This is a genomic window from Agrococcus sp. HG114 (assembly GCF_024723325.1).
In the GTDB taxonomy this organism is placed as follows: Bacteria; Actinomycetota; Actinomycetes; order Actinomycetales; family Microbacteriaceae; genus Agrococcus.
Genome location: NZ_JANQCH010000004.1, coordinates 1 through 23,481, shown reverse-complemented (window position 1 = coordinate 23,481; position 23,481 = coordinate 1). Strand labels below are relative to the sequence as shown.

Here is a 23,481-nt window from a genome sequence, read left to right as displayed (position 1 = left end):
GGACATGGTGACCCTTGCGTTCGGAGTTGGGATGGGTTGGTTCGGCTCAGGCGAGCAGCGCCTCAGCGCGATCGAGCTCGGTGAGCACGTCGATGAGGACGTCGACACCGCGCACGATGTCGTCCGTCGGGGTGAACTCCTCGGGGGCGTGGCTGCGACCGCCGACGGAGGGGATGAAGATCATGGCCATGGGGCCGAGGTGCGCGAGGTGCGCGGCGTCATGCCCGGCGCCGGAGGGCACGGGCTTCCAGGAGTAGCCGAGCCTGTCGGCGCTGCGCGCGATGATGTCGCGGATCGCAGGCGAGGTGGGCACGGCATCCTGGTCGGTGAGCCACTCGATCATGAGGCCGACGCCGCGGCGCTCCGCCTCCTCGCCGATCTCCTTCGCGAGCCGGCCCTTGACGCCGCTCAGCCACTCCGAGTCGGTCGAGCGCAGCTCTGCCCACAGGCGCGCCTCCGAGGGCACGATGTTGAACGAGCCCGGGTACGCCTCGATGCGGCCTGTGGTGGCGACCCCGTGGACGGGCGCGCCGCAGCCCTCGCGCTCGATCGTGAGGACGGCGGACGCGGCCGCGGTGAGCGCATCCATCCGCGCGTCCATGGGTGTGGCGCCCGCGTGGTCCTGCCGGCCGGTGAAGGTGGCCATGAGCCGGTCGATGCCCGCGATCGCGGTCACGACGCCGATCTGGTCGCCGGAGCGCTCGAGCATCGGGCCCTGCTCGATGTGCAGCTCGATGTAGGCGTGCAGAGCGCCGGGCTGCCAGGCGTTCGCGAGCGCGCGCTGCGGGTCGAGGCCGAACCGCTCCATCGTGCCGCCCAGGGTCGCGCCGCTCGTGCCGCGCATGTCGAGGTGCTCGGGCAGCAGGACGCCGGCGACGGAGCGGGAGCCGACGCACGAGACGCCGAACTCGTTCGGCTCCTCGCCGAGGAAGTCGACGACGTAGAGGTCGCGCTGCAGCTGCACGCCCGCGCGGCGCATGGCCGCGACCGCCTCGATCGCGCCGAGTACGCCCACGATGCCGTCGAAGCGGCCGCCCGCGCGCACCGTGTCGGTGTGCGAGCCGGTCATGAGGGGCTTCAGTTCGCCGCCGCGGGTGCCGGCGAGACGGCCCACGATGTTGCCGCCACCATCGACGTGCACCTCGAGGCCGGCCTCGCGCATCCGCTCGGCCACCGACTCGCGCGAGAGCTTGTACGGGTCGGAGAAGACCTGCCGCGTCCAGCCCTCCTCGCTGTCGTCGACGATGCCGGCGAGCTGCGCGATGGAGGCCTCGATCGCGTCGGCGTCGGGGGTGAGGATGCGTGCGCTCACGTGCGGTCTCCGGGTTCTGTGGGGTCGCTGGGGTTCCAGAGGCGGATGGCGCCCGTCTCCGGGAGGTTGCGGTCGATCAGCACGGCGGCGTCGCGGAGCACGGCGACGACGGCGGCGGGGTCCGGGATGCTCGACGACTGGCCGACGAGCGAGAGGCAGCAGTAGGCCTCGCCGCGCTGCAGCAGTGGCAGGCCGACCGCCGTCCACCCGGGCTGCAGCTCGCCGTGCGTGACGTCGTAGCCGCGCGTGCGGATCTCGGCGAGCTTGTCGCGCAGCGCCTCCGCCGTGGGCGTGGTCGAGGTGTAGCGGCGGAGGTTCGTGGCGAGCGCGTTGTCGATGACGGCCTGCGAGGCGAACGCGAGCAGCGGCGTGGCGCTCGCGCCGGCGTGCAGCGCGCGCGTCTGCCCGACCTTGTAGACCGCGGAGGGGCCGCGGCTGAGGGTGAGGACGTCGAGGCAGAGCGCGAGCGTGTGTACGCGCACTGTGAGCACCGCGGTGAGGCCGGTCGAGCGGACGGCGCCGGCGAGCGCGGGGCGGGCGAAGTCGACGAGGTGCTGCCGCTCCTCGTCTCGCGGCTGCGCCATCGCGGAGCCGGCGTGGATGCGCCCGTCGTACTCGACGACGAAGCCCGCGTCGCGCAGCTGCGCCACGAGGCGGTAGGTCGTGGCGAGCGGGATGCCCGTCCCTTCGGCGAGCTCGCGCACGCTCGCGCCGCTCGAGGTCGACACCAGGTGCAGCAGTCCCAGCCCGCGGGCGAGGATCGACGACCCCTCCGCCCCGGACGAGAGGATGCGCCCCAGCGTCGTGTCCACGATCAGTCCCGGGTGACCAGCTGGCCGTTGCCGGGCGCGCCGAGCTCGCCCGTCGCCGAGCTCCAGATCTGCTTGCCGCGGAGGAACGTCGCCTCGACGTAGCCGCCGGTGCGCAGGCCCGCGTAGGGGCTCCAGCCCGCGTTGGAGTGCAGCGCCGCCTCGTCGACGGCGTGCGTCGCGTCGGGTCGGAAGACCATCAGATCGGCATCGTAGCCCTCGGCGATGCGACCCTTCCGGGCTCCCAGGCCGAAGCGCTCGGCGGGGCCCGACGTGAGGCCCGCGACCGCCTGGTCGAAGAGGCCCGCGGGGTCGGGGTCGCGCTGCAGCGCGCCCCCGAGCGTGACCGCGACGAGCGTCTCGACGCCGGGGGTGCCGGAGGCGTTCTCGAGGATGTGCTGGTGCTCCTTCTTGGCCAGCGGCCAGGGCGCGTGGTCGGAGGAGATGACGTCGACCATGCCGGCGGCGATCTTCGCCCAGAGCCCGTCGCGGTGCTCGGCGCTGCGCAGCGGCGGGTTGATCTTCAGCCTCGCGCCGTGCTCGTGCATGTCGTCGGCGGTGAACGTGAGGTAGTGCGGGCAGGTCTCGAGCGAGATGTCGGCACCGTCCTCGTTCCACCAGCGGGCCAGCTTCGCCGCGCGCGGGATCGACATGTGGCACAGGTGCAGCTTCGTGCCGCGGTCGCGGGCGATCTCCATCGCGGTGAGCACGCCGAGCGACTCCGACACCGGCGGGCGGGTGCGCACGTGGGTGAGCGGGTCGTAGGGGTTCGAGCCCTGCTCGACCCGCTGGAGGTGCTGCACGATCTCGTTGTTCTCAGCGTGTACGCAGAGGGTGCGGCCGACGGCGGTCGTCGCCGCCATGACGTCGAGGAGCTCGGCGTCGTCGACGCGCGGGAAGCGGTTCGTGTCGGTGTGGTACAGCGAGACCTTGAAGCCGACGACGCCGGCCTCGGCCATCGCCTCCGTCTGCCGCCAGCCGCCGCCGGGCCACAGCGTGCCGAGCAGCGCCACGTCGGTGACCGCCTCGCGGGCGACGATGTCGCGCTTCGCGAGCACCCGGTCGGCGTCCTTGACGGGGCCGGTGACATCGAAGGGCATCTCGACGATCGTGGTCACGCCGCCGGCCGCGGCCGAGCGGGTAGCGGTCTCGATGCCCTCACCGTCGTGGGAGTAGGAGTGCACGTGCGCGTCGATCGCACCGGGCAGCACGAACGCCTCGCCCACGTCGACGTGCTTCGCGCCCTGCAGCTCGGCCGGCGTCGGCGCGCCCGCCGTGACGGCGCCGATCCGCCCCCCCGCGATCCAGACGGAACCGGGCGCGTAGGCGCCATCTGCCTGCCGGACGCGCCCCGACACGACGAGGTCAGCTGCTGTGCTCATCCCTGCAGTGTGTGACGGCTCGGCGGCGGACTCCAACCGCGTTCCCGCAGATCGAGAATCATGAGGGAAGCCTCGAGCACGCCCGTGGCATGGCGAGGAGCCGCCTCTGCGCCCTGTCGCGCTCCGGGCATCGGCACGATGGCCCCGCACCGACGCGCAATTTTGTGAAATCGATATCCCGATGTACTGTCCAGACGAGATAACGATTTCTCGGAGGCAAGGGTGTCGAACGCAACGATGCGAGACGTGGCAGAGCGCGCAGGCGTCTCTGTGCCCACGGTCTCCCGCGTGCTCAACGGCAAGCCCAGCGTCTCGGCCGAGCTCACCGCCCAGGTGCGCAAGGCGATGCACGAGCTCGACTTCCATCCCTCGCAGGTCGCCCGCAACCTGCGCGCGGCGCGCACGAACACCATCGGCGTGGTGCTCCCCGGCCTGCAGAACCCGTTCTTCCCCCGCCTCATCGAGCAGGTCGTCGAAGTGGCCGCCGAGCACGGCCTGACCGTCTCCATCTCCCTCAGCCCCGACCCGCTGCCGACCGCCGAGACGCTCGCTCGCACGCGGGCCGTCGACGGGCTCGTGCTCGTCGGGCGGGGCCGCGACGACGACGACGCCGCGCTCAGCGGCAGCATCGCCGTGCCGGTCGTCGCATTCGACCGCGCTCCCGCGAGCGCCACCATCCCGCTCTTCCAGATCGCGAACGCCGACGGGGCGCGCACCGTGACGGCGCACCTCCTCGAGCGCGCCGCGGCCAGGCCGCTCCGGCTCCTCCACATCGCCGGCCCCGAGGGCCTCGACGTCACCGAGGATCGCCTCGCGGGCATGGTCGAGGCGATCGACGCCGCCCGAGCCGCCGGCCGCGCGGTCGACGTCACCATCGTGCACGGCGACTTCACCGAGGCCAGCGGGCACGAGCTCGCGGCCGAGTGGCTGGCGGATGCGTCGGTGGGCGTCATCTTCGCTGCGAACGACATGATGGCCATCGGTGCGATCGTCGCCGCCAAGCAGCGCGGCGCCGCGATCGGCGGCGACCTGCTCATCGCCGGCTTCGACGGCGTGGAGGTCGGCGAGTACGTGTCGCCGAGCCTGACGACCTATCGGCAGCCGATCTCCGAGATCGCCCGCGAGGCCGTCACGCACCTCGTGCGCCTCATGCAGGGCGAGGCGCAGCCCGCCGAGAGCCGACCGGTGCACCGCTTCGCCGGCGAGCTCGTCGTGCGCGAGTCGACGGGCGGCGACGCATGACCCGGCCGGCGCGCATCTTCGTCGTCGGCAGCGTCAACGAGGACATCATGATCTCCACCCCCGTCTACCCGGCGCTGGGCGAGACGGTGCAGGGCAGCACGATCGAGCGCTCGCCCGGCGGCAAGGGCGCCAACCAGGCCGTCGCGGCCGCCGCCATGGGGGCGCCGACCACCATGGTCGCCCTGGTCGGCGACGACGCGGCCGGCGCCGCGATGCGCGAGAACCTCGCTGAGCGGGGCGTCAACACCGACCGCCTCGAGGTCGCCGAGCACACGCCCACCGGTCAGGCGCTCGTGGTCCGCACCGACGACGGGCAGAACGCCATCATCGTCATCGGCGGCGCCAACGCCGCGGTCGACGCCGACTTCGCCGCATCCGGCCTCGAAGAGCTCCGGGCCGGCGACGTGCTGCTGCTCCAGCACGAGATCCCCGCCGCCGCGAACGCCCGCGCGCTCGAGATCGCGCGCGAGCGCGGCGCGCTCACGATCGTCAACGCCGCCCCCGCCGCGCGCATCGACGCGTTGCTGCCCTACGTCGACGTGCTCGTCGTGAACGAGTTCGAGCTCGCCGTCGTCGCGGGCGGCGAGGAGGGCGGCGATCCGGCCGCGGTGGCCGCGCAGCTCGCGGCGCAGCGCCGCCTCAGCGTGATCGTCACCCTCGGCGCCCAGGGCGCCGCGCTCGCGACCGCCACCGACACGCACCGCGTGGCAGCGCATCCGATCGACGCCGTGGACTCCACCGGCGCCGGCGACACCTACGTCGGGGCGCTCGCCGCGTTCCTGCTCGACGGGCACCCGCTCGAGACGGCGGCCCGCTGGGCGAGCGCCGCCGGCGCGCACGCCTGCCTGCACGTCGGCGCCCAGGCCGGCAGCCCCACCCCCGCCCAGCTCGCCGAGGTCTTCGGCGTGGGCCCGGCCCGAGAGGACGCCGCATGAAGATCCTGATCGACACCGACCCCGGGGTCGACGACGCCATCGCGCTCCTACTCGCGCTGCAGCATCCCTCACTCGAGGTCGTCGGCCTCACGACGATCGGCGGCAACGTCGGCATCGAGCACACCACGCGCAACGCGCTCGCCGTGCTCGAGCTCACCGGCCGCTCCGACGTGCCGGTGGTGCGCGGCGCCGACACCCCGCTGCACCACGCCGCCGGCCGGTCCTCGACCGCCCACGGCAGCGACGGCCTCGGCGGCGTCACGCTGCCCGAGGCCACGACGCCGGTGCGCGAGGGCGAGGCTGCGGCGTTCATCGTCGAGACCATCAACGCGCACCCGGGCGAGATCACGCTCGTGCCGATCGGCCCGCTGACCAACATCGCCCGCGCGCTCGAGCTCGACCCGACGATCGTCGACAAGGTCGCCGGCGTCATGCTCATGGGCGGCGCCGAGGGCACCGGCAACATCACGCCCTCGGCCGAGTTCAACTTCTGGCACGACCCGCACGCGGCGCGCATCGTGATGGCCGCCGGCTTCCCGAACGTCACCATGGTCGGCCTCGACGCGACCGGTCGGGCCTTCATGAGCCCGGGCGTGCGCGAGCTGCTCTACCAGATCGACCACCCGCAGGCGCGCCTCATCTACGACATGACGCGCTCCTACGCCGACTTCTATTGGCGCAGGCGCCGCGTCGTCGGCGCCGAGCTGTGCGACGTGCTCGCCGTCGCGATGCTCATCGACCCCACCCTGGTCGAGACCGTCCCTGCCCACATCGAAGTCTGCGACGAGGGCCTCTGCGAAGGCCGATCCGTCGTCGCCCGCACCAGCCGCTATCGCGACCGCCGGCCGAACGCCGCCGTCGCGACCGACAACGTCGAGACCCGACGCTTCATGCAGCTGCTGCTCACCACCCTCTTCCCCACCGAGACAGAAGACATCACCGCCGTGCTCGACGTCGAGTACCGGCCCTGACCCCCGAGAGGACAACCCAAATGTCACGATTCATCGAGTCCATCAAGAAGGACTTCACCCTCATGGCGATCCTGCTGATCCCCATGGCCGTCGCCCTCAACTTCGTCGGCGGCTCGCTCGCGCTGGCGCTCAAGCTGCCGCTCTACCTCGACTCGATCGGCACGTTCCTCGTGGCAATGCTCGCGGGCCCGTGGGTCGGTGCCGTCACCGGTGCGCTGAGCCTGCTCGTCGTCTCGGCGACCGACCCCACCTCGCTGCCGTGGACGATGCTCGCCGCCTTCATGGGCGCGGTCGTCGGGATCATGGCCCGCCGCGGCATGTTCACCCGCTGGTGGAAGATCATCGTCTCGATCCTCATCGTCGTGCTCGCCTCGGTGCTCGCGGTCGTCGCGATCCGCTACATCGTCTTCGGCGGCTTCTCGAGCCACGTCTCGTCGGTGATCGCTGCGGCCATGATCGCGGCCGGCTCGCCGTTCTGGCTCGCGCAGATGGTCTCGTCGTTCCTGCTCGAGCTGCCCGACAAGACGCTCACCGTGCTCGTCGTGGTCTTCGTCATCCGGGCGATGTCCGAGCGCTACCTGCTCAAGTTCTCGAACGGGCGCGTGTTCGTCGATGCCCGCCGCGCCGCGAAGCTCCGCGCCGGCAAGGGTGCCGACGCCGCCGCCGCCGCTCGCTCGGGAGAGCCGGCGGTCGCCTCGGGTCCGACGACGACGGACGCGTCCACCGAGTCCCGATGACGTCCGTCACCATGGCGCCTGAGGCTCCGGCAGCCGCCGGCAGCCGGCTCGCCCGGCTTCACCCCTTGACGCAGCTCGGCATCGTCGGGCTGCTGGCGCTCGCGGCCCTGCTGTTCGAGTGGCCGGTCGGCGTCGCCGTCGCGGTGGTCAGCTTCGTGCTGGCCGCCGCGGCGGGCCGCGCCGCGGCGTTCTTCCGTGTCTGGTGGAAGACCATCCTCGTGCTCTGCCTCATCATCCTGGTGCTGCAGACCTTCTTCATCCCGGGCGAGACGGTCGTCGCCGAGCTCGGCCCGCTCCGCGCGACGCAGGAGGGCCTCGACAAGGGCATCGGCTTCGCCGGCCGAGTCGCCGGCATCGGCTCCGCGGTGCTGCTGCTCACGGTCATCCTCGACGTGCACCGCCTCGTGCTCGCGCTCGAGCAGCGCGGCGTCAACCCGCGCGTCACCTACGTCATCCTCGCGACCGTCAACATCATCCCCGAGATGCGCAAGCGCATGACCGTGATCATGGACGCTCAGCGCTCCCGCGGCATCGAGACGGATGCAGACGTCTGGGTGCGCGCGAGGGCGTTCATCCCGACCATCGGCCCGCTCATCCTCACTTCGATCGTGAGCGTCGAGGAGAAAGCGCTCACCCTCGAGTCGCGCGGCTTCTCCATTCGCGGCCCCCGCACGTCGCTCGAGTCGCTCGACGACCCCGCGGGCGAGCGTGCGCTGCGCAAGGCCCTCATCGTGATTGCGGTCCTGGTGGTCGTGGGAGGAGTGCTCCAGTGGGTGCTGTGACGCTTGAGAACGTCTCGTTCGCATACGAGGGCGCCGAAGAGGCGAAGGTGCTTCAGGGGATCGACCTCGACATCCGGCCCGGTGAGTTCGTGTCGATCATCGGAGCCAACGGCTCGGGCAAGACGACGCTCTGCAACGCCATACGCGGCTTCGCGCCGAAGTTCTTCAAGGGCGAGTTCGCGGGTCGCGTGCTCATCAACGGCCGCGACATCGCCGACGAGGAGATCGGCGAGCTCGCGAAGGAGATCGGGTTCGTCTTCCAGAACCCCTTCACCCAGATGTCGGGTACGGCCCGCACCGTCTACGACGAGCTCGCATTCGGGCTCGGCAACCTCGGGCTGCCGCGTGACGAGATCATCGCCCGTGTCGACGAGATGGTGCAGCTCGCCCGGCTGCAGGATCTGGTCGACCGCAACCCCTTCCAGCTCTCCGGCGGCCAGCAGCAGCGCGTCGCCCTCTCCTCGATCCTGGTCATGGCGCAGGACATCCTCGTCATCGACGAGCCGACGTCGCAGCTCGACCCCCAGTCGACCGACGACGTGTTCGAGCTCATCGAGCGCATGAAAGGACAGGGCCGCACGATCGTGCTCGTCGAGCACAAGATGGAGCACGTCGCAGCCTTCTCTGACCGCGTCGTGCTCATGGACGCCGGCCGCATCGTCGACGTCGGCACCCCTCGCGAGATCTTCGCGAACCCGCGGACGGCCGCCATCGGCACTCGGCTGCCGCAAGCGCTGACGATCGCGCGCCAGCTCGAGCAGGTAGGCATCCGCTTCGAGGTGTCGCCGCTCACGACCGACGAGCTGGTCGGCCAGCTCGAGCCGCGGATGGTGAGGTGACGACGATGGCATTCATCGAGCTCGAGGATGTGGTGTTCTCGTATCCGAACGGCGTGACGGCGGTCGACGGCGTGAGCTTCAGCGTCGAGGAGGGCGAGTCGGTCGCGATCGTCGGCCAGAACGGCGCTGGCAAGACGACGACCGTCAAGATGATCAACGGGCTGCTGCGGCCGAGTTCCGGTCGGGCGGTGGTCAACGGCATCGCGACGACCGACCGCACCGCGGCCGCGACCGCGCGCGATGTCGGCTACGTCTTCCAGAACCCCGACGACCAGATTTTCAACAGCACGGCGTTCGCCGAGATCGAGTACGGGCTGAAGCGCCAGAAGATCGACGCGGATGCGGCTCGTCAGCGGGTCGAGGCGGCCGCGGAGATCTGCGGCATCCGTGCCGACCTCGAGACGAACCCGTACGACCTGCCGCTGTCGATCCGGAAGTTCGTCACGATCGCGTCGGTGATCGCGGCCGACACAAAGGTCGTCATCCTCGACGAGCCGACGGCCGGGCAGGACCTCGTGGGCCTCAACCGCATCGCAGGCATCATCGGCCACCTCCAGCAGCAGGGCAAGATCGTCATCACGATCACGCACGACATGGAGTTCGTCGCCGAGCACTTCCAGCGGGTGATCGTCATGGCGAACAAGCGGGTGGTCGTCGACGACCTGCAGGGTAGCGTCTTCCGGAACCCGGACGTCATGCGCGAGGCTCGGCTCACTCCGCCGGTCATCGCGCAGGCGCTCGACCGGCTGGGCCTCGACGACGTGCCGCTGCACGTCGAGGAGATCGCCAAGCGACTCGCCGGCTGACAAGGTGTCGGGGCGGCCGCGAGGCCGCCCCGACACCTCTATCGGCGCAGCTACGGTGGCACCATGGCCACGATGGTCCCCGGGCTCATGCGGCCCCGCACCCCGCCCGGCGAGGCGAAGGTGTTCGAGGCGCTGCGCGACCACCCCGGCACCGAGGGCTGGATCGTCTGGCACGGCCTGCCCATCCGCCACCATGAGACGCAGGTCGAGGGCGAGGCGGACTTCGTCATCGTCGCGCCCGGCGAGGGCGTGCTCGTCGTCGAGGTGAAGTCGCACGAGCGCGTCGAGGTCGGCGACGACGGGCTCTGGCGGCTCGGCAGCCAGGAGCCGACGCCCCGCTCCCCCTACGACCAGGCGTGGGACAACTCGCGCAGCATCCGCAAGTGGATCGAGCGGCGGGCCTTCGTGCCGCCCTACCCGATCTGGCAGGCGGTGTGGTTCCCGATGCGGGGCGGCGAGCTCGTGGCGCAGCTCGAGGCGCGCATCGACGTGCCCGCGAACGAGACGCTCACGCGGGCCGACCTCGACGCATCCCGCCTGGTCACGAGCATCGTCGGCGTGCTGCGGCACGGGCGCCGCGAGCTCGAGCGCCGCGTGCCGGCGTACCAGCCGGGCAGGCCCGACGAGCAGGATGTCGACGAGTTCCGGCAGGCGCTGCAGCCGTCGATCTCGTGGGCGCGCGCGATGGCCGAGCGGCGCGAAGTGCGCGAGCGAGACCTGCGGGAGGCGACCGAGCGGCAGGAGCGCGCGCTGCAGTACTTCAGCGCGAGCCCCCGCCTGCTCGTCACCGGCCCGGCCGGCACCGGCAAGACGAACGTCGCCGTGCGCGCCGCGCTGCAGGCGGCGAACCGCGACGAGCGCGTGCTGCTCACGTGCTTCAACCGCAGGCTCGAGGGCGACCTGCAGCACCGGCTGCGCGACCGCGACGACATCACCGTCGCCCGCGTGCACCAGCTGATGCTCGCCTACGCCAAGATCGAGCCGCCCGAGGATGCCGGCGACGCGTGGTGGAACGGCACGCTCCCCGAGGCCACCCTCGCCGTCACGCGCGTGCCGGGCTTCGAGCCGTCGTTCACGTGCCTCGTCGCCGACGAGGCGCAGGATCTCGCGCGCGACTCCACGCTCGACGTGCTCGACAGCCTGCTGGTCGGCGGGCTCGCCGGCGCCCGGGTGGTGCTCGCCGGCGACTTCACCCGCCAGGACATCTACCGCCCGCTCGGCTCCCCCGTCGAGGAGGCGCTGGCCGCGCACGTCTCCGGCGACTCGGGCGCTCCCGCCCGCTCGTCGAGTAGTCCGACGCAGTCGGGCGCATCGAGACGCCACCTCCTCGACACCCGCATCCCCGACGCCGCCGAGATGACCCTCACGTCGAACGTGCGCCAGACCCCGCAGCTCGCCGAGCTCATCGAGGAGCTGCTCGACGACGAGCTCTACATCGGCTTCGACCGCGACGGCGAGGAGGACGACCCGCTCCCCCTCACCGTGCTCGGCTACCGCAACGAGTCCGAGCAGCAGGAGCAGCTCGCCCACGCGCTCATGTCGCTGTGGGAGGAGGGCTGGAACCCGCGCGAGATCCTCGTGCTCTCCCCTCGGCGGGCGTCTGCGGCGAGCCGTGCCGGCGGTGCGGTGGCGGATGCGCTGGCCCGCCACGACGGGGACCCCAACGGCACGCCGTGGGGCACGGTCCACGCCTACAAGGGCCTCGAGTCGCCCGCCGTGATCGTCACGGACGTCGACGGCACGACCCCGCGCTGGCAGGACCTCCTCTACATCGGCGCGACGCGCGCGACCGAGCGGCTCGTGATCCTCACGAGCCTCGACGAGATCCTGCAGCGAGCCCCGCTCCGCGCTTGAGCCGAGATATCCGGCGACTTTCGCCTCGAGAGGGAACGTGCAGATGGACGCCCATGGTCGCCGACGGCACTTAGGCTCATCTCATTCCGGGAGATCTCGGCGGATTCGAGAAAGACAAAGATGAGCGACAACGGCCAGTTCCAGACCTCCACCACGACGGTCGTACGGGGATTCGAGTCGCGAACCATAGCGAAGTGGGAAGCGGATGGATGGGAACTGGTCGGACAGTCGCAGGGCGCCCTGCGGAGTGAGCTGACGTTTCGGCGACCGAAGCCCAAAGTGCCGATGCGGCAGATCGCGATAGGGCTTGCGGCGGCTGTTGTCCTTGCCGCAGCGGTGGGCGTGGGATCCGCGCTCGGTAGCGACGACGACGCGCCCGCCACGTCCGAGAGCGCGGCGGCTCCCGCGGACACTCAAGTACCGGCCGCGGAAAGCGAGCCTGCGGTGACGGAGCCGGCTACAACGAGCGGGGCCGCCGCTTCCTCCGAGAATGCGGAGCCGACACCGCTGACCATCGAGAACAGCGAAGATCTCGCGGCTCTTCTGACCGGCCCGGACCAAGGCCCCACCGTTGAGCAGTTCGCTGCCGAGTACGAGGGCCGCCTGATCGAGTTCGACGCGAGCATCGGTGCAATGGCACTGCACAGCAGCTACTCGACCCGCTACGACATCTTGCTGACGTACGGCGATTACAGCGAAACCATCTCTCATGGTGGTCCTTCGTTCCAGTTCCGCGATGTCGACAGCGACGACGTCCCTGACTCGATCGGCGTCGGGGACAACGTCCGGATCACCGCCAGAGTGCTGGAGTTCGACAATTTCCGGTTGCTCTTCCAGCTCGAGCCCGTGGCGACGCAGATCCGATGATGCCGTCCGGCGCGTCGAGCTCAGATCCGCGTGTGAGCTGCCGCGGCGCATCTCCGCGAAGCGCGCGGCCGGAGTGAGGACGCACCGCCGCTAGAACCAAGAGACCCCGGTGGAGCTGCAGCTCCCCGGGGTCTTCCGCTTGCCGCGCATCCGCTCTGTTACCGACCGTGACGGCCCCCCGTGCGCCCGCGGCGACGCGCTCCTACCGTGAGAGCACACCATCCAGAGCGGCCGAGAGACCTGGCTCGACGACGCCGCAGCAACCCGTGATCGCGCGGGTGCTTCGGCCAGGACCGATGGACATCCCGCATCGAGACCGGCACCGAGCCGGCATCGACCGAGCCCGCTGCGCGTGCCCGGACGCGGCGACCTCGGGTCACGAGAGGACACCGCATGACCACGATAGACCGGAGCCGGCAGCGACGACGCGTGCTCGCCTCCTCCTTCGTCGGGACCACGATCGAGTGGTACGACTTCTACCTCTACGGCACCGCATCCGCCCTCATCTTCAGCACGCAGTTCTTCCCCGCGGGGAGCGCGCTCGCCGGCACGATCGCGTCGTTCGCGACGCTCGCGGTCGGCATCGTGGTGCGGCCGCTCGGCGGCATCATCGCGGGCCACCTCGGCGATCGCATCGGGCGCAAGTCGCTGCTGGTCGCGTCGCTGCTGCTCATGGGCGTCGCGACGACGATCATCGGGCTGCTGCCGAACTTCGCGGCGATCGGCTGGTGGGCGGTCGGCGCTCTCATCGTGCTGCGGGTGCTGCAGGGCCTGTCGGCGGGCGCCGAGTGGGGCGGCTCGGCGCTGCTGAGCGTCGAGCACGCACCGGCACGGCACCGCGGGCTATTCGGCTCGTTCACGCAGCTCGGCTCGTCCGCCGGCATGCTGCTCGCGACCGGCGCCTTCTTCATCGTGCAGCACGCGGTGAGTGCCGAGCAGTTCGCCGAGTTCGGCTGGCGGATCCCGTTCCTCATCTCAGCGGTGCTCGTCGCGTTCGGGCTCTGGATCCGGCTCGGCGTCGAGGACGCGCCCGAGTTCGAGGAGCACCGCTCGAGCGGCGTCACGCGCGCCCCGGTCGCCGAGCTGCTCCGCAACCACTGGCGGCCGCTCCTGGTCACGATCGGCCTGCGCCTCGGTCAGAACGCCGTCTACTTCCTCATCACCGTCTACATGCTCAGCTACCTCGCGAGCGAGCGCGGCGACACCACCTCCGGCGTCACCGCGGTGATGATCGCCTCGGCCGTCGGGCTCGCCGCGACGCCGCTGTGGAGCTGGCTCTCCGACCGCGTGGGCCGCCGCCGCGTCTCGATCTACGGCTACGCCGCGATCGGCGTGTTCGGCTGGGCGCTGTTCGCCTTCCTCGACGCCGGCCCGCTCGAGCTGCTGCCGCTCGTCGTCGTCATCGGCGTGAACCTCGCGCACGACGCGGTCTACGGGCCGCAGGCGGCGTGGTTCGCCGAGCAGTTCCCGGTGCACGTGCGCTACTCGGGCGTGAGCCTCGGCTACCAGATCGGCTCGGTGCTCGGCGGCGGCCTCATGCCGATGATCGCCGCGCTGCTCTACTCCGCGGGCGGCAACGAGCCATGGCTCATCGCCGGCTACCTGTCGGTGCTCGTGACGATCTCGATCGTCGCGGCCCTGTTCGCCGCGGACCCCGCGCGCGACCGGGCCGGCACCGACTTGGGCGACCTGCACGGCGCGACCGAGAGCATCCGCTCCACCACCGACGAAGAGGCCACCCCGACCGAGGCCGAGCTCGCGCTCGCCACCACCGAGAGGACCGCACGATGACCCGCCCCTTGCTGCTCAGCGCCTTCGAGATGCTCGTGCCCAACCACCAGTCGCCCGGCCTGTGGCGGCACCCGGAGTCGCGGGCGCGGGACTTCGACACGCTCGGCTACTGGACGGAGCTCGCGAAGACGCTCGAGCGCGGCGGCTTCTCGGCGCTGTTCCTGGCCGACATCCCGGGCGTCTACGACGTCTACGGCGACGGCATCGAGGCGACCGCGCGCGGCGGTGTGCAGTACCCGGTGCTCGACCCGCTTGTCGCGGTGCCGGCGATGGCGGCGGTCACCGAGCGGCTCGGCTTCGGCGTCACCGCGTCGGTCACCTACGAGTCGCCCTACCTGCTCGCGCGCACGCTCACGACGCTCGACCACTTCACGGGTGGCCGCATCGCGTGGAACATCGTCACCTCCTACCAGGACTCCGCCGCGCGCAACCTCGGCTACGACAAGCAGCTGCCGCACGACGTGCGCTACGACCGCGCCGACGAGTACATGCAGGTCATGTACAAGCTCTTCGAGGGCTCGTTCGAGCCGGATGCGGTGGTCGCCGACAAGGACGCGGGCGTCTGGGTAGACCCAGACAAGGTGCATCCGATCGCGCACGAGGGCGAGTGGTTCACGGTGCCCGGCTACGCGCTCGCGCACCCGGGGCCGCAGGGCACGCCCTTCCTCTTCCAGGCGGGCGCGTCGAGCCGAGGGCAGGCGTTCTCGCTCGACCACGCGGAGGCGATCTTCTTCTCGGGCTCCACGCCGCAGCTCGTGCGCCGCTGGGTCGACGGCGTGCGCAGTGGGCTCGTCGAGCGCGGCCGGTCGGCGGATGCGGTCAAGATCCTGACGATCGCGACCGTCATCGTCGCCGAGACCGACGAGGAGGCGCAGGCGCGGCTCGAGGAGTACCGGCAGCACGTCGACATCGAGGGCGCACTCGCGCTCTTCGGCGGATGGACCGGCGTCGACCTGTCGGGCCTCGACCCGGATGCGACGCTCGAGCACGTGCAGACCGAGGCGAACCACTCGGCGCTCGCGTCGTTCACCACCCTCTCGACGGGCCGCACGTGGACGGTGCGCGACCTCGCGGAGTTCGTCGCGATCGGCGGCCGCGGTCCGGTGATCGTCGGCTCCCCGGCGACGGTGGTCGACGAGCTCGAGCGCTGGCGCGAGGAGTCGGGCGTCGACGGCTTCAACATCACGGCGGCGGTGCGGCCGGCCGATATCGAGCGCTTCGTCGACCTCGCGACGCCGGAGTTGCGGCGGCGGGGGCTGCTGCCGGAAGCTGGCGACGAGCCGAAGGGCCTCACGCTGCGCGAGGCGCTGACCGGCGCTGGTCCGCAGCTGCCAGAGGATCACCTTGGAGCGAGATTTCGGAACGCCGCGGCGCGCGTCTGATCGGCGAAGCTGCCTCTGCTGCGCCTTCGCTATCACGCAACTCGCTGCATTGTGCCTATCGCTTGCCGCAACGAGTCGGCCACCCGCGCGGCAGCTGCCTGCGGAGATACGGAGGGTAGCGCCGGCCACCAGAGTTCATGAATCGTGATGCTTCCGAGCGCGAGCCCGGGAAGTGAGCGCGCTTCGCGATCCGTGAACCCGACGATGAAGCCGACTGGCGAACCGTAGGCCGCGGCGAACATCACGGATTGTGCCACCGCGGAGCGGTTCCAGCCGCTCCGCGTGAGTCGATACTTCACGTCCCCGGTCAGCGGCGCTTTCGTCAACAACAGATCCGGATGAACGCTGAACGGAGGAGCTTTCACCAGCACCTTCCCGCCACCCCGGGGCTGCACCTCGTACGGCGCCAGAGCTCGGGTGAGCAGCTCTCGGATCCCTGACTCCACGATTCCGGGCGTCGCCAGGAGGAAGCTCTCGACTCCGGTGCCGCCCTTCGCGAGTCCGATACCGCCGGCCTCGACTACCACTCGGCATAGGTCTGCCAACCTGCGATAGGGAGTCTGGCCGCGACTCAGGGCCGGACGGACGTCCGATGCGACGATCGGCCCTACCTCGTTGAAGTCTCGCAACAACTCATTCGCGATACCTCGGACGCCGCCCGACAGAAACCTGTCGCTTGCGACCCGCCGAAGCGCCTCCTTCACAAGGCGATTGAGCGGGGTGTCCGCGACGAAGTCGTCCGCTCGCCCTCGAACCCGCATGCGGCCACTCAGGACGTTACGTGTGGTGGCAACGAGTTCGATGGTGCCCCGCACGCTGGCAGCCTCGTAGCTTCGGTCGGCGTACCCCCGCTGAAGGCCGAGCCGCAGACACCGCTGGGCCTCAGCAACAAGGGCGCGTGCGAGAACCTCTTGCATCTGCGCATGGGGTTCGACGGCCGCAAGAGACGCGCTCATCCGAGGCTCAATCTGTAGAGCATGAGCAGCTATGAAGAGGAAATGACTCAGGTCGATCTTCGGCACGATTCGCAGCGTCAATCCTGTAAGCGCCACCACGCCGATGACATTCGAAAATGACAACCGGAACTCGCCGGCCCCTGCCGCAACAATCGCGATGGCGGAACGGTCGGCATCATCGTCCTCGGAGCTCCGCCACGCGAGACGTCGACCCGCGAGTTCTCGACCCGCCGCAACCAGCTCTTCGGTCTGCAACGCCGTCAGGCGGACGCGGCGCCATTCATTCTCTCGAAGGACAACGTCAAGCATGCACGTTGAACATCTCGTTCAGCTCGAAGTCAGCAAGGCGACTGCGATCCATGAAGAAGTAGTCCTCCAAGAGCGGCATCAGCTGACGTCTGAAGAGCTGCCCCAGCACCTTCTCATCCATACGCGGCTTCATGAAGTACGAGTGTCCGATCAGCAGATCGTTCGAGGCGAGCTCCGCGCGCAGACGGCGGTTGAGCTCCTCAAAGCCCTCGTACAGCCGCTCCCCGAGCGCGTTGACCGAACCACGCCTGTAGTGCTCTCTAAGCACCTCTACGTCGGGTAGCAGTTCGAAGAATTCGAAGCGACGCCGCAGCGCCACGTCGAGACCTTGGGCTGAACGGTCGGCGGTGTTCATCGTTCCGATGAACTGCAGCTCGCGCGGCAGGCGGAACGACTCTTCGTGCATCAAGTTGACGACATCGTCGCGATACTCGAGCAGGTAGAGCAACTCGCCGAACACTCGAGGCAAATTCGCTCGATTCATTTCATCGATGATCAGCGCGCGAGTCAGTCCGTCTGCGTTGATCTCCTGGGCTAGGCGGAGGAGTACACCAGGTGTGCGCACGAACTCGAGCGTCGACTTGGCAGTTGCCGTCGGACGGAGACCCTCGACGAACTCTTCATAGCCGTAGCTCGAGTGGAACTGCACGAAACGGGTCCGGTGAGCATCTGCTGATCCGATCGACGCGGCCGCGATCCGCTTGGCAACGAAGGATTTTCCAGTCCCGGGAGGACCATAGAGAGCTATCTGAGGCCTCTCGCTCGCGAGAACGTCCAACGCCTCCTCGGCTCTCTCGACGGGCCATGTCAGTTCGCGCGCGAGACTGGCCGCTCTGGACGCCTGCGACGGCACGTATTCGATCCGAAGCTCGTCGGCGCCCGCGACGCCCGCCAGCTCCCCAAGCCGCGGAGGCAGCTGTTGCATCCGCGCGATCATCGCTTCGAGGTCTGCGAGCAACGCGTCGTCGGCGGGCAAGTCATCTGCGTCGTACCGAATCGCCTCTATATTGCCCAGCTCGTACTTGCGGCCCAAGTTGTTGTCAGCAAGGTCCATCGCCTCAGTTGGCTGAGCCGTCGTATCGGCAAGCGCGGCATTCGGGAGCAGCCGTCGCGCCGCCCGAACCATCTCGACTGCATCGGACCGATCCAGCCGAGTCACCCCAAGGTCCAAGCTCAGGTAGACGGCCGATCCGTCTCGTGAGAATAGGTACACGAGGTAGTAGCCATCAGTGGGGCTGGTGGAACGTTGCGGATCCGCGATATTGACCCAAGGCACCTTGGCCGCGTTGCCTGCGCCGTTGCTCTGCAACACCTTGAGCTCCGGATGCCCGCCTTGTAGGGCTTCCCGCAGGGCCGCCCCGATTTCGTTCAGAGCCGCGCCGCGCTCGGCCATCTCCTCCGTAATTTGGAAGGAGTAGTCGGACTGCAGTTCAAGCACGCGCCGCATAAGTTCGGCCATCCGCGTTCCAGCCACCAATGCCGGCTCCAATCGCCTGTGATCACCTCCACCATAGGTGAGCGATGCTCTGGCTCGTCGACTCTGGACAACGGGCCGCTGAGCGCGCGCCTCGAGCGGCCGTCACACTCCGTCACATCCCGCCGCGCTATCTGACACCGTGCGACCATGGAAGGCGACCCACCGCATCCGGACCGGGAGCCTCCCCATGATCACGATCGACCACGTCAGCCGACGCTTCGGCGACGGCCCCGACGCCGTCGTCGCGCTCGACGACGTCTCCATCGAGGTCAAGCGCGGCGAGATCTTCGGCGTCGTCGGGCAGTCGGGCGCCGGCAAGTCGACGCTGCTGCGCACCGTCAACGCGCTCGAGCGGCCCGACTCCGGCACCGTGACCGTCGACGGCACCGTCATCACCGGGCTCGAGGGCGCCGCGCTGCGACAGGCCCGCCACAAGATCGGCATGGTCTTCCAGCACTTCAACCTCGTCGGCAACCGCACCGTCTCGCAGAACGTCGAGTTCGCGCTCGAGGCGGTCGGCGTCAAGGGCGACGAGCGCCGTCGCCGCGCGCTCGAGATGCTCGACCTCGTCGGCCTCGGCCACCGCGCGAACGACCGCCCCGCGCAGCTCTCCGGCGGCCAGCGCCAGCGCGTCGGCATCGCCCGCGCACTCGCCTCCGAGCCCGACGTGCTGCTGAGCGACGAGGCCACGAGCGCACTCGACCCCGAGACCACGCGGCAGATCCTCGACCTCATCAAGCGCCTCTCGGGCGAGCTCGGCCTCACCGTGCTCCTCATCACCCACGAGATGGACGTCGTCAAGCGCATCTGCGACTCCGCCGCCCTCATGGAGCGCGGCCGCGTCGTCGAGCAGGGCCGCCTCGCCGAGCTCATCACGACGCCCGGCAGCCGCGTCGCCGCCGAGCTCTTCCCCGTCGGCGAGCCCCACCGCATCCCCGGTCACTCCATCGTCGACATCACCTACGCCGACCTCTCGGCCGACCGCCCCGTCATCGCGCAGCTCGCGCGCGACTTCGAGATCGACCTGTCGATCCTCGGCGCCGCGATCGAGAACGTCGCAGGCGTCCAGGCGGGCCGCACGCGGCTCGCGGTGCCGGATGCGTCCACGACGCAGGTGCTCACCGCGCTTCGGGCGCAGGGCATCACCGCGTGGGAGGTGCAGGCACCGGACGTGCAGGCGCAGGAGGTGACCGCGTGATCGACCCCGCCGCGCCGGAGTTCTGGCCGCAGCTCTTCGCCGTGCTCCTCGAGGGCACGTGGGAGACGCTCTACATGACGGCGATCGCGATGGCGATCACGTTCATCGTCGGGCTGCCGCTCGGGATCGTGCTCGTCGGCACCGAGCCCGGCCGCTTCCTCCAGGCGCCGCTCGGGCAGCGCTGGCTCGGCCGCGCGATCAACGCCGTGCTCGGCTTCGTCGTCAACCTCGGCCGCTCGGTGCCGTTCATCGTGCTGATGATCGCGCTCATCCCCTTCACGCGCTGGCTGCTCGGCTCGTTCATCGGCACCGGCCCCGCGATCGTGCCGCTCACGCTCGTCGCGATCCCGTTCTTCGTGCGCGTCGTCGAGATCGCCGTGCGCGAGGTTGACGCGGGCCTGTTCGAAGCCGCCGAGTCGCTCGGCGCCTCCCGCTGGCTCATCGTGCGGCGCGTGCTGCTGCCGCAGGCGTGGCCGGCGATCGCGCTCGGCACCGCCACGACCGTCACCTCGATCATCAACTTCTCGGCGATGGTCGGTGTGGTCGGCGGCGGCGGCCTCGGCAACGTCGCCCTCACCTACGGCATGCAGCGCTACAGCGCGCTCCACATCGTCTTCGTCGTCATCATCCTGTTCGTCATCGTGCAGGTCGTGCAGTGGCTGCTCACTCGGCTCGCACGACGGCTGAGCGGCGCCACCCCCGCCGCCAGCCGCGCCGCCCGACGGACCGAGCGCGCCGCGCTCGACCTCGACGACGCATCCATCGTCACCGCGCCGGCTCCCCGCGAGCCCGCGCGCGGCGACACCGACTCCCCCACCCGCTAAGGACCACCATGGCAAACCGCCGCTCCCTGCTCACCGCCCTCACCGCGGGCGCGACCGTCGTCGCGCTCACCGCCTGCTCGTCGGGCGCCGCCGACACCGCCGCCCCCGAGGACGGCTCGCTCGGCACCGTCCGCGTCGGCGCGCTCCCCGTGCCCGCCGGCGACATCCTCACCTGGGTCGACGAGAACCTCGCGGATGCGGAGGGTCTCGACATCGAGTTCGTCGAGTTCACCGACTACAACACCCCGAACCCCGCGCTCACCGACGGCTCGACCGACGCGAACCTCTTCCAGAACGCGACGTTCATGGAGACGTACAACTCGCAGGCGGGCGGCTCGCTCGTCTCGGTCGGCGAGGTCTACCTGCCGGCGGCCGCCTTCTACTCCGACTCGATCAGCTCGATCGACGAGCTCGGCGAGGGTGCGACGATCGCGATCCCGAACGACCCGACCAACGAGGCGCGCGCGCTCGAGATCCTCGCGGCCGAGGGGCTCATCGAGATCGCCGACGGCGCGACGAACCTCGACGGCATCACCGCGAACCCCTCGAACTTCCAGTTCACGGAGGTCGAGAACGCGACGCTGCCGCTCGCGATCCCCGACAACGACGCGGTCTTCGTCACCGCCTCGTTCGCGCTGCCGGCCGGGCTCACGCAGGAGCAGGCGATCCTCACCGAGGGCGACGACTCCGAGTACTTCAACGTGCTCGCGACGACCCCCGAGCTCGAGAGCGACCCGCGCATCGCGAAGCTCTACGAGCTGCTGACGGCCGACGAGACGCAGCAGTACATGCTCGACACGTGGGGCGGGCTCATCGTGCCCGTCGCCGACTGACGGATCCGCTCGGGGGCTGAGGCCCCGCCGCGCCGCGTCCCTTGAGGGCGCGGCGCGGTGCTCGTTCACGGGCTGCGGATGCGTCGTGTCCGTCGCCGTCGTCGGTCCCGTCGCGCTGGTGCCGGGCTGGTTGGTGACGCCATCTGCGGTCCTCGCGATGAGGCGCGCCGATGACGTGGCGGCCGGATCTGCGGTCGTCGCGACGCGCCAAGGCCATGTGGGCGGCCCCGCCTACAGTCGTCGCCACGGGCAGAGGGCGCTGTGGGTGGCCGGATCTGCAGCCGTCGCGACGAGGCACGGCGATGTGGGTAGCCCCGCCTACTGTCGTCGCCACGGGCAGAGGGCGCTGTGGGTGGCCGCACCTACAGTCGCCGTCACGGGCAAGGGCTGTGTGGGTGGCCGCACCTACAGTCGTCGCGACGAGGAGGTCGAGGGTGACGAGCATCGAGCAGGCGCAAGCAGCGGTCGCTGCTGCCCGCGCTGTGCTCGGCGATGCCGGCGCGTTCGCCTCCGCCCCGCGCGACGAGCTCATCGAGCTGCTCGCGCGAGTCGCCGAGCTCTCGCGCGTCGCCGACGGGCTGCAGGTGCACCTCGCCCACGCTGTCGAGGAGCGCTCGCAGGGCCCGAGCGACGAGCCGCTGTGCGCCCTGCTCGGTGCGCGCAATGCGAAGGAGGCGGTCGCGAACGCCTTCGGCCTCGGCTCGCGCCGCGCACTCGACCTGCTCGCGATGTCGCGGGCGACCTCGCGCGCGGCCTCCCTCACGGGCGCCGACATCCCGGCGAAGTACCCCGCGGTCGCGGGAGCGCTCGCCGAGGGCGACATCTCCTTCGCCCAGGCGCACGCGATCATCTCGACCCTCGAGCCGGCAGCGTCGCGCGCCGACCTCGACCAGCTCGCCATCTGCGAGCGAGCGCTCGTCGACGCCGCGACCGACCCGCGCACCCCGCTCGTGCCCGAGCTGCTCGTCGTGCAAGCCCGGGCCTACGCCGCGGTGCTCGACCCCGACGGCGTGCTGCCGAACGACGAGCGCCAGCGCGCGCTGCGCTCCGTGCGCATGCGGCAGCTGCCCGACGGCTCGTGGGATCTCTTCATGCGCTGCACCCCCGAGAGCGGCGCCGCCATCAAGGCCGTGCTGGATGCGCACACCGGCCCGCGCGTGAAGGTCGCGTTCCGCGACGCAGACGCGCCCGACACCGCCGACGAGGCATCGCTCGACGACCGCACCCCCGCGCAGAAGCGGCACGACGTGCTGCTCGCCCTCGTGCAGGCGCACGCGGCCTCCGGCGCCGCACCCGCGGCCGGCGGGGAGCCGCCGGTGCTCGTCTTCTCCGGCTCGATCGACGCCTATGCCGCGTACGTGCGCGGCGTCGCTCACGCCGAGCGCACGCTGACCATCGAGCACACCTTCGCGCTCGTGCCGATCGAGCGCGTCGACCAGCTCGTCTGCGACGCACGCATCCAGCACACCGTCGTGAGCGCGGTCGGCCACCCGCTCGCACTCGGCCGCGCCGAGCGCCTCTTCAGCCGCGCGCAGCGGCGCGCCCTCGCGCAGCGCGACAGGGGCTGCCGCGTCCCCGGCTGCGGCATGCCCGTCGCGTGGTGCGAGGCGCACCACATCGTGCCCTGGCAGCTCGGCGGCGCCACCGACGTCGACAACGGCATCCTCGTCTGCAACTACCACCACCACGAGATCCACGCCGGCCGCCTGCTCGTCGAGCCTGCCGCGCCCGAAGCGGGGATCTGGCGCATCGTGCCGCAGCTCCAGCCGGCTCGCAGGAGCCACGGCCGGCTCACGGAAGCCGTGCTGCTCGACGATGCCGCAGCGGCGGTCGCCGCGAACGCGCCCGCGCCACTCGCGGTGAAGATCAACGACTCCGTCGTTCAGCCGCGCGCGGCAGCGCTCCCGGAAGCGGGCGAGCGATCGCAGGCGCTCGTCGAACGCGAGGTCTGCGCGCCCGCGCGGCGCCGCGGCGCTCGCGGTGCCGCGCGAGCGGACGCTGCAGGGGGCAGCAGCGTCGAGATGCGCTTGCGCCGGCGACTGGGCGGGTGTCGAAGCGGTCGCAGCTCCTCGGCGCTCGTCGACCACGGCCGGCGACTCGACCGCGTGAGGGTCGGCATCGCGCTCCGCTGCTGAACTTCGACGAGATCCCACCGATACCCGGCATGTGCGCGCC

At 70.5% G+C, this 23,481-nt stretch carries 20 protein-coding genes and 1 riboswitch; of the genes, 15 read left to right on the top strand and 5 right to left on the bottom strand.

Annotated features, from left to right (window positions below):
- Nucleotides 1-46: 46 nt before the first annotated feature.
- From NWP09_RS01270 to NWP09_RS01260, 3 genes are read right to left on the bottom strand one after another with little or no spacing between them, the layout of a single operon-like run.
- Nucleotides 47-1,312 (bottom strand): M20 family metallo-hydrolase, encoded by a 1,266-nt coding sequence (locus NWP09_RS01270; protein WP_258273728.1) that lies wholly within the window; start codon nucleotides 1,310-1,312, stop codon nucleotides 47-49.
- Nucleotides 1,309-2,124 carry an IclR family transcriptional regulator gene (locus NWP09_RS01265; RefSeq protein ID WP_258273727.1) on the bottom strand — a complete coding sequence of 272 codons (816 nt, stop codon included), beginning with the start codon at nucleotides 2,122-2,124 and terminating at the stop codon, nucleotides 1,309-1,311. Before NWP09_RS01265 ends, NWP09_RS01270 begins: the two co-directional genes overlap by 4 nt.
- A gap of 2 nt (nucleotides 2,125-2,126) precedes the next feature.
- Entirely contained in the window at nucleotides 2,127-3,503 is a 1,377-nt protein-coding gene (locus NWP09_RS01260; RefSeq protein WP_258273726.1) for a dihydroorotase family protein, read from the bottom strand.
- Between the two features lie 246 nt (nucleotides 3,504-3,749).
- Between NWP09_RS01260 and NWP09_RS01255 the strand changes: the two genes are divergently transcribed.
- From NWP09_RS01255 to NWP09_RS01205, 11 genes are all read left to right on the top strand, one after another.
- The gene (locus NWP09_RS01255) at nucleotides 3,750-4,745 is read left to right on the top strand and encodes a LacI family DNA-binding transcriptional regulator (protein WP_258273725.1); all 996 of its coding nucleotides are present in this window, start codon (nucleotides 3,750-3,752) and stop codon (nucleotides 4,743-4,745) included.
- Nucleotides 4,742-5,680 (top strand): ribokinase, encoded by a 939-nt coding sequence (locus NWP09_RS01250; RefSeq protein ID WP_258273724.1) that lies wholly within the window; start codon nucleotides 4,742-4,744, stop codon nucleotides 5,678-5,680. Before NWP09_RS01255 ends, NWP09_RS01250 begins: the two co-directional genes overlap by 4 nt.
- Entirely contained in the window at nucleotides 5,677-6,651 is a 975-nt protein-coding gene (locus NWP09_RS01245; RefSeq protein ID WP_258273723.1) for a nucleoside hydrolase, read from the top strand. The genes NWP09_RS01250 and NWP09_RS01245 overlap by 4 nt, the downstream gene beginning before the upstream one ends.
- Nucleotides 6,652-6,671: 20 nt before the next feature.
- On the top strand, nucleotides 6,672-7,388 hold the full coding sequence (locus NWP09_RS01240; protein ID WP_258273722.1) for a hypothetical protein: 717 nt from the start codon (nucleotides 6,672-6,674) through the stop codon (nucleotides 7,386-7,388).
- Nucleotides 7,385-8,170 carry an energy-coupling factor transporter transmembrane component T gene (locus tag NWP09_RS01235; RefSeq protein ID WP_309137088.1) on the top strand — a complete coding sequence of 262 codons (786 nt, stop codon included), beginning with the start codon at nucleotides 7,385-7,387 and terminating at the stop codon, nucleotides 8,168-8,170. Before NWP09_RS01240 ends, NWP09_RS01235 begins: the two co-directional genes overlap by 4 nt.
- Entirely contained in the window at nucleotides 8,167-9,009 is an 843-nt protein-coding gene (locus NWP09_RS01230; protein WP_258273721.1) for an energy-coupling factor ABC transporter ATP-binding protein, read from the top strand. Before NWP09_RS01235 ends, NWP09_RS01230 begins: the two co-directional genes overlap by 4 nt.
- Nucleotides 9,010-9,014: 5 nt before the next feature.
- Nucleotides 9,015-9,815: an energy-coupling factor ABC transporter ATP-binding protein gene (locus NWP09_RS01225; RefSeq protein ID WP_258273746.1), complete on the top strand. Its 801-nt coding sequence runs from the start codon at nucleotides 9,015-9,017 to the stop codon at nucleotides 9,813-9,815.
- A 63-nt stretch (nucleotides 9,816-9,878) separates the two neighbouring features.
- Nucleotides 9,879-11,669: a nuclease-related domain-containing DEAD/DEAH box helicase gene (locus NWP09_RS01220; RefSeq protein ID WP_258273720.1), complete on the top strand. Its 1,791-nt coding sequence runs from the start codon at nucleotides 9,879-9,881 to the stop codon at nucleotides 11,667-11,669.
- Nucleotides 11,670-11,789: 120 nt separating this feature from the next.
- Nucleotides 11,790-12,536 carry a DUF4839 domain-containing protein gene (locus NWP09_RS01215; protein ID WP_258273719.1) on the top strand — a complete coding sequence of 249 codons (747 nt, stop codon included), beginning with the start codon at nucleotides 11,790-11,792 and terminating at the stop codon, nucleotides 12,534-12,536.
- Between the two features lie 215 nt (nucleotides 12,537-12,751).
- Nucleotides 12,752-12,839: riboswitch (SAM riboswitch) on the top strand.
- Between the two features lie 90 nt (nucleotides 12,840-12,929).
- Nucleotides 12,930-14,327 (top strand): MFS transporter, encoded by a 1,398-nt coding sequence (locus NWP09_RS01210; RefSeq protein WP_258273718.1) that lies wholly within the window; start codon nucleotides 12,930-12,932, stop codon nucleotides 14,325-14,327.
- Nucleotides 14,324-15,709, top strand: coding sequence for an LLM class flavin-dependent oxidoreductase (locus NWP09_RS01205; RefSeq protein WP_258273717.1), 1,386 nt, complete (start codon nucleotides 14,324-14,326; stop codon nucleotides 15,707-15,709). Before NWP09_RS01210 ends, NWP09_RS01205 begins: the two co-directional genes overlap by 4 nt.
- 32 nt (nucleotides 15,710-15,741) lie before the next feature.
- Here NWP09_RS01205 and NWP09_RS01200 read toward each other — a convergent pair whose 3' ends face one another.
- Nucleotides 15,742-16,974 carry an McrC family protein gene (locus tag NWP09_RS01200; RefSeq protein WP_258273716.1) on the bottom strand — a complete coding sequence of 411 codons (1,233 nt, stop codon included), beginning with the start codon at nucleotides 16,972-16,974 and terminating at the stop codon, nucleotides 15,742-15,744.
- Nucleotides 16,967-18,433: a DUF3578 domain-containing protein gene (locus tag NWP09_RS01195; protein WP_258273715.1), complete on the bottom strand. Its 1,467-nt coding sequence runs from the start codon at nucleotides 18,431-18,433 to the stop codon at nucleotides 16,967-16,969. The genes NWP09_RS01200 and NWP09_RS01195 overlap by 8 nt, the downstream gene beginning before the upstream one ends.
- Before the next feature lie 205 nt (nucleotides 18,434-18,638).
- Here NWP09_RS01195 and NWP09_RS01190 point away from each other — a divergent pair, with 205 nt between their 5' ends.
- From NWP09_RS01190 to NWP09_RS01175, 4 genes are all read left to right on the top strand, one after another.
- Nucleotides 18,639-19,649, top strand: coding sequence for a methionine ABC transporter ATP-binding protein (locus tag NWP09_RS01190; protein ID WP_258273714.1), 1,011 nt, complete (start codon nucleotides 18,639-18,641; stop codon nucleotides 19,647-19,649).
- Nucleotides 19,646-20,473, top strand: a complete 828-nt coding sequence (locus tag NWP09_RS01185; RefSeq protein WP_258273713.1) for a methionine ABC transporter permease — start codon at nucleotides 19,646-19,648, stop codon at nucleotides 20,471-20,473. Before NWP09_RS01190 ends, NWP09_RS01185 begins: the two co-directional genes overlap by 4 nt.
- Before the next feature lie 8 nt (nucleotides 20,474-20,481).
- A complete protein-coding gene (locus NWP09_RS01180; RefSeq protein ID WP_258273712.1) occupies nucleotides 20,482-21,306 on the top strand; it encodes a MetQ/NlpA family ABC transporter substrate-binding protein in 825 nt (274 codons plus the stop codon).
- A 434-nt stretch (nucleotides 21,307-21,740) separates the two neighbouring features.
- Entirely contained in the window at nucleotides 21,741-23,441 is a 1,701-nt protein-coding gene (locus NWP09_RS01175; protein WP_258273711.1) for an HNH endonuclease signature motif containing protein, read from the top strand.
- Nucleotides 23,442-23,481 lie beyond the last annotated feature (40 nt).

Bases quoted from the DNA above. Each gene is read 5' to 3' on its own strand.
- NWP09_RS01260 (WP_258273726.1), bottom strand. From the start codon at position 3,503: ATGAGCACAGCAGCTGACCTCGTCGTGTCGGGGCGCGTCCGGCAGGCA.
- NWP09_RS01250 (WP_258273724.1), top strand. From the start codon at position 4,742: ATGACCCGGCCGGCGCGCATCTTCGTCGTCGGCAGCGTCAACGAGGAC.
- NWP09_RS01245 (WP_258273723.1), top strand. From the start codon at position 5,677: ATGAAGATCCTGATCGACACCGACCCCGGGGTCGACGACGCCATCGCG.
- NWP09_RS01240 (WP_258273722.1), top strand. From the start codon at position 6,672: ATGTCACGATTCATCGAGTCCATCAAGAAGGACTTCACCCTCATGGCG.
- NWP09_RS01235 (WP_309137088.1), top strand. From the start codon at position 7,385: ATGACGTCCGTCACCATGGCGCCTGAGGCTCCGGCAGCCGCCGGCAGC.
- NWP09_RS01225 (WP_258273746.1), top strand. From the start codon at position 9,015: ATGGCATTCATCGAGCTCGAGGATGTGGTGTTCTCGTATCCGAACGGC.
- NWP09_RS01220 (WP_258273720.1), top strand. From the start codon at position 9,879: ATGGCCACGATGGTCCCCGGGCTCATGCGGCCCCGCACCCCGCCCGGC.
- NWP09_RS01215 (WP_258273719.1), top strand. From the start codon at position 11,790: ATGAGCGACAACGGCCAGTTCCAGACCTCCACCACGACGGTCGTACGG.
- NWP09_RS01210 (WP_258273718.1), top strand. From the start codon at position 12,930: ATGACCACGATAGACCGGAGCCGGCAGCGACGACGCGTGCTCGCCTCC.
- NWP09_RS01205 (WP_258273717.1), top strand. From the start codon at position 14,324: ATGACCCGCCCCTTGCTGCTCAGCGCCTTCGAGATGCTCGTGCCCAAC.
- NWP09_RS01200 (WP_258273716.1), bottom strand. From the start codon at position 16,974: ATGCTTGACGTTGTCCTTCGAGAGAATGAATGGCGCCGCGTCCGCCTG.
- NWP09_RS01195 (WP_258273715.1), bottom strand. From the start codon at position 18,433: ATGGCCGAACTTATGCGGCGCGTGCTTGAACTGCAGTCCGACTACTCC.
- NWP09_RS01190 (WP_258273714.1), top strand. From the start codon at position 18,639: ATGATCACGATCGACCACGTCAGCCGACGCTTCGGCGACGGCCCCGAC.
- NWP09_RS01180 (WP_258273712.1), top strand. From the start codon at position 20,482: ATGGCAAACCGCCGCTCCCTGCTCACCGCCCTCACCGCGGGCGCGACC.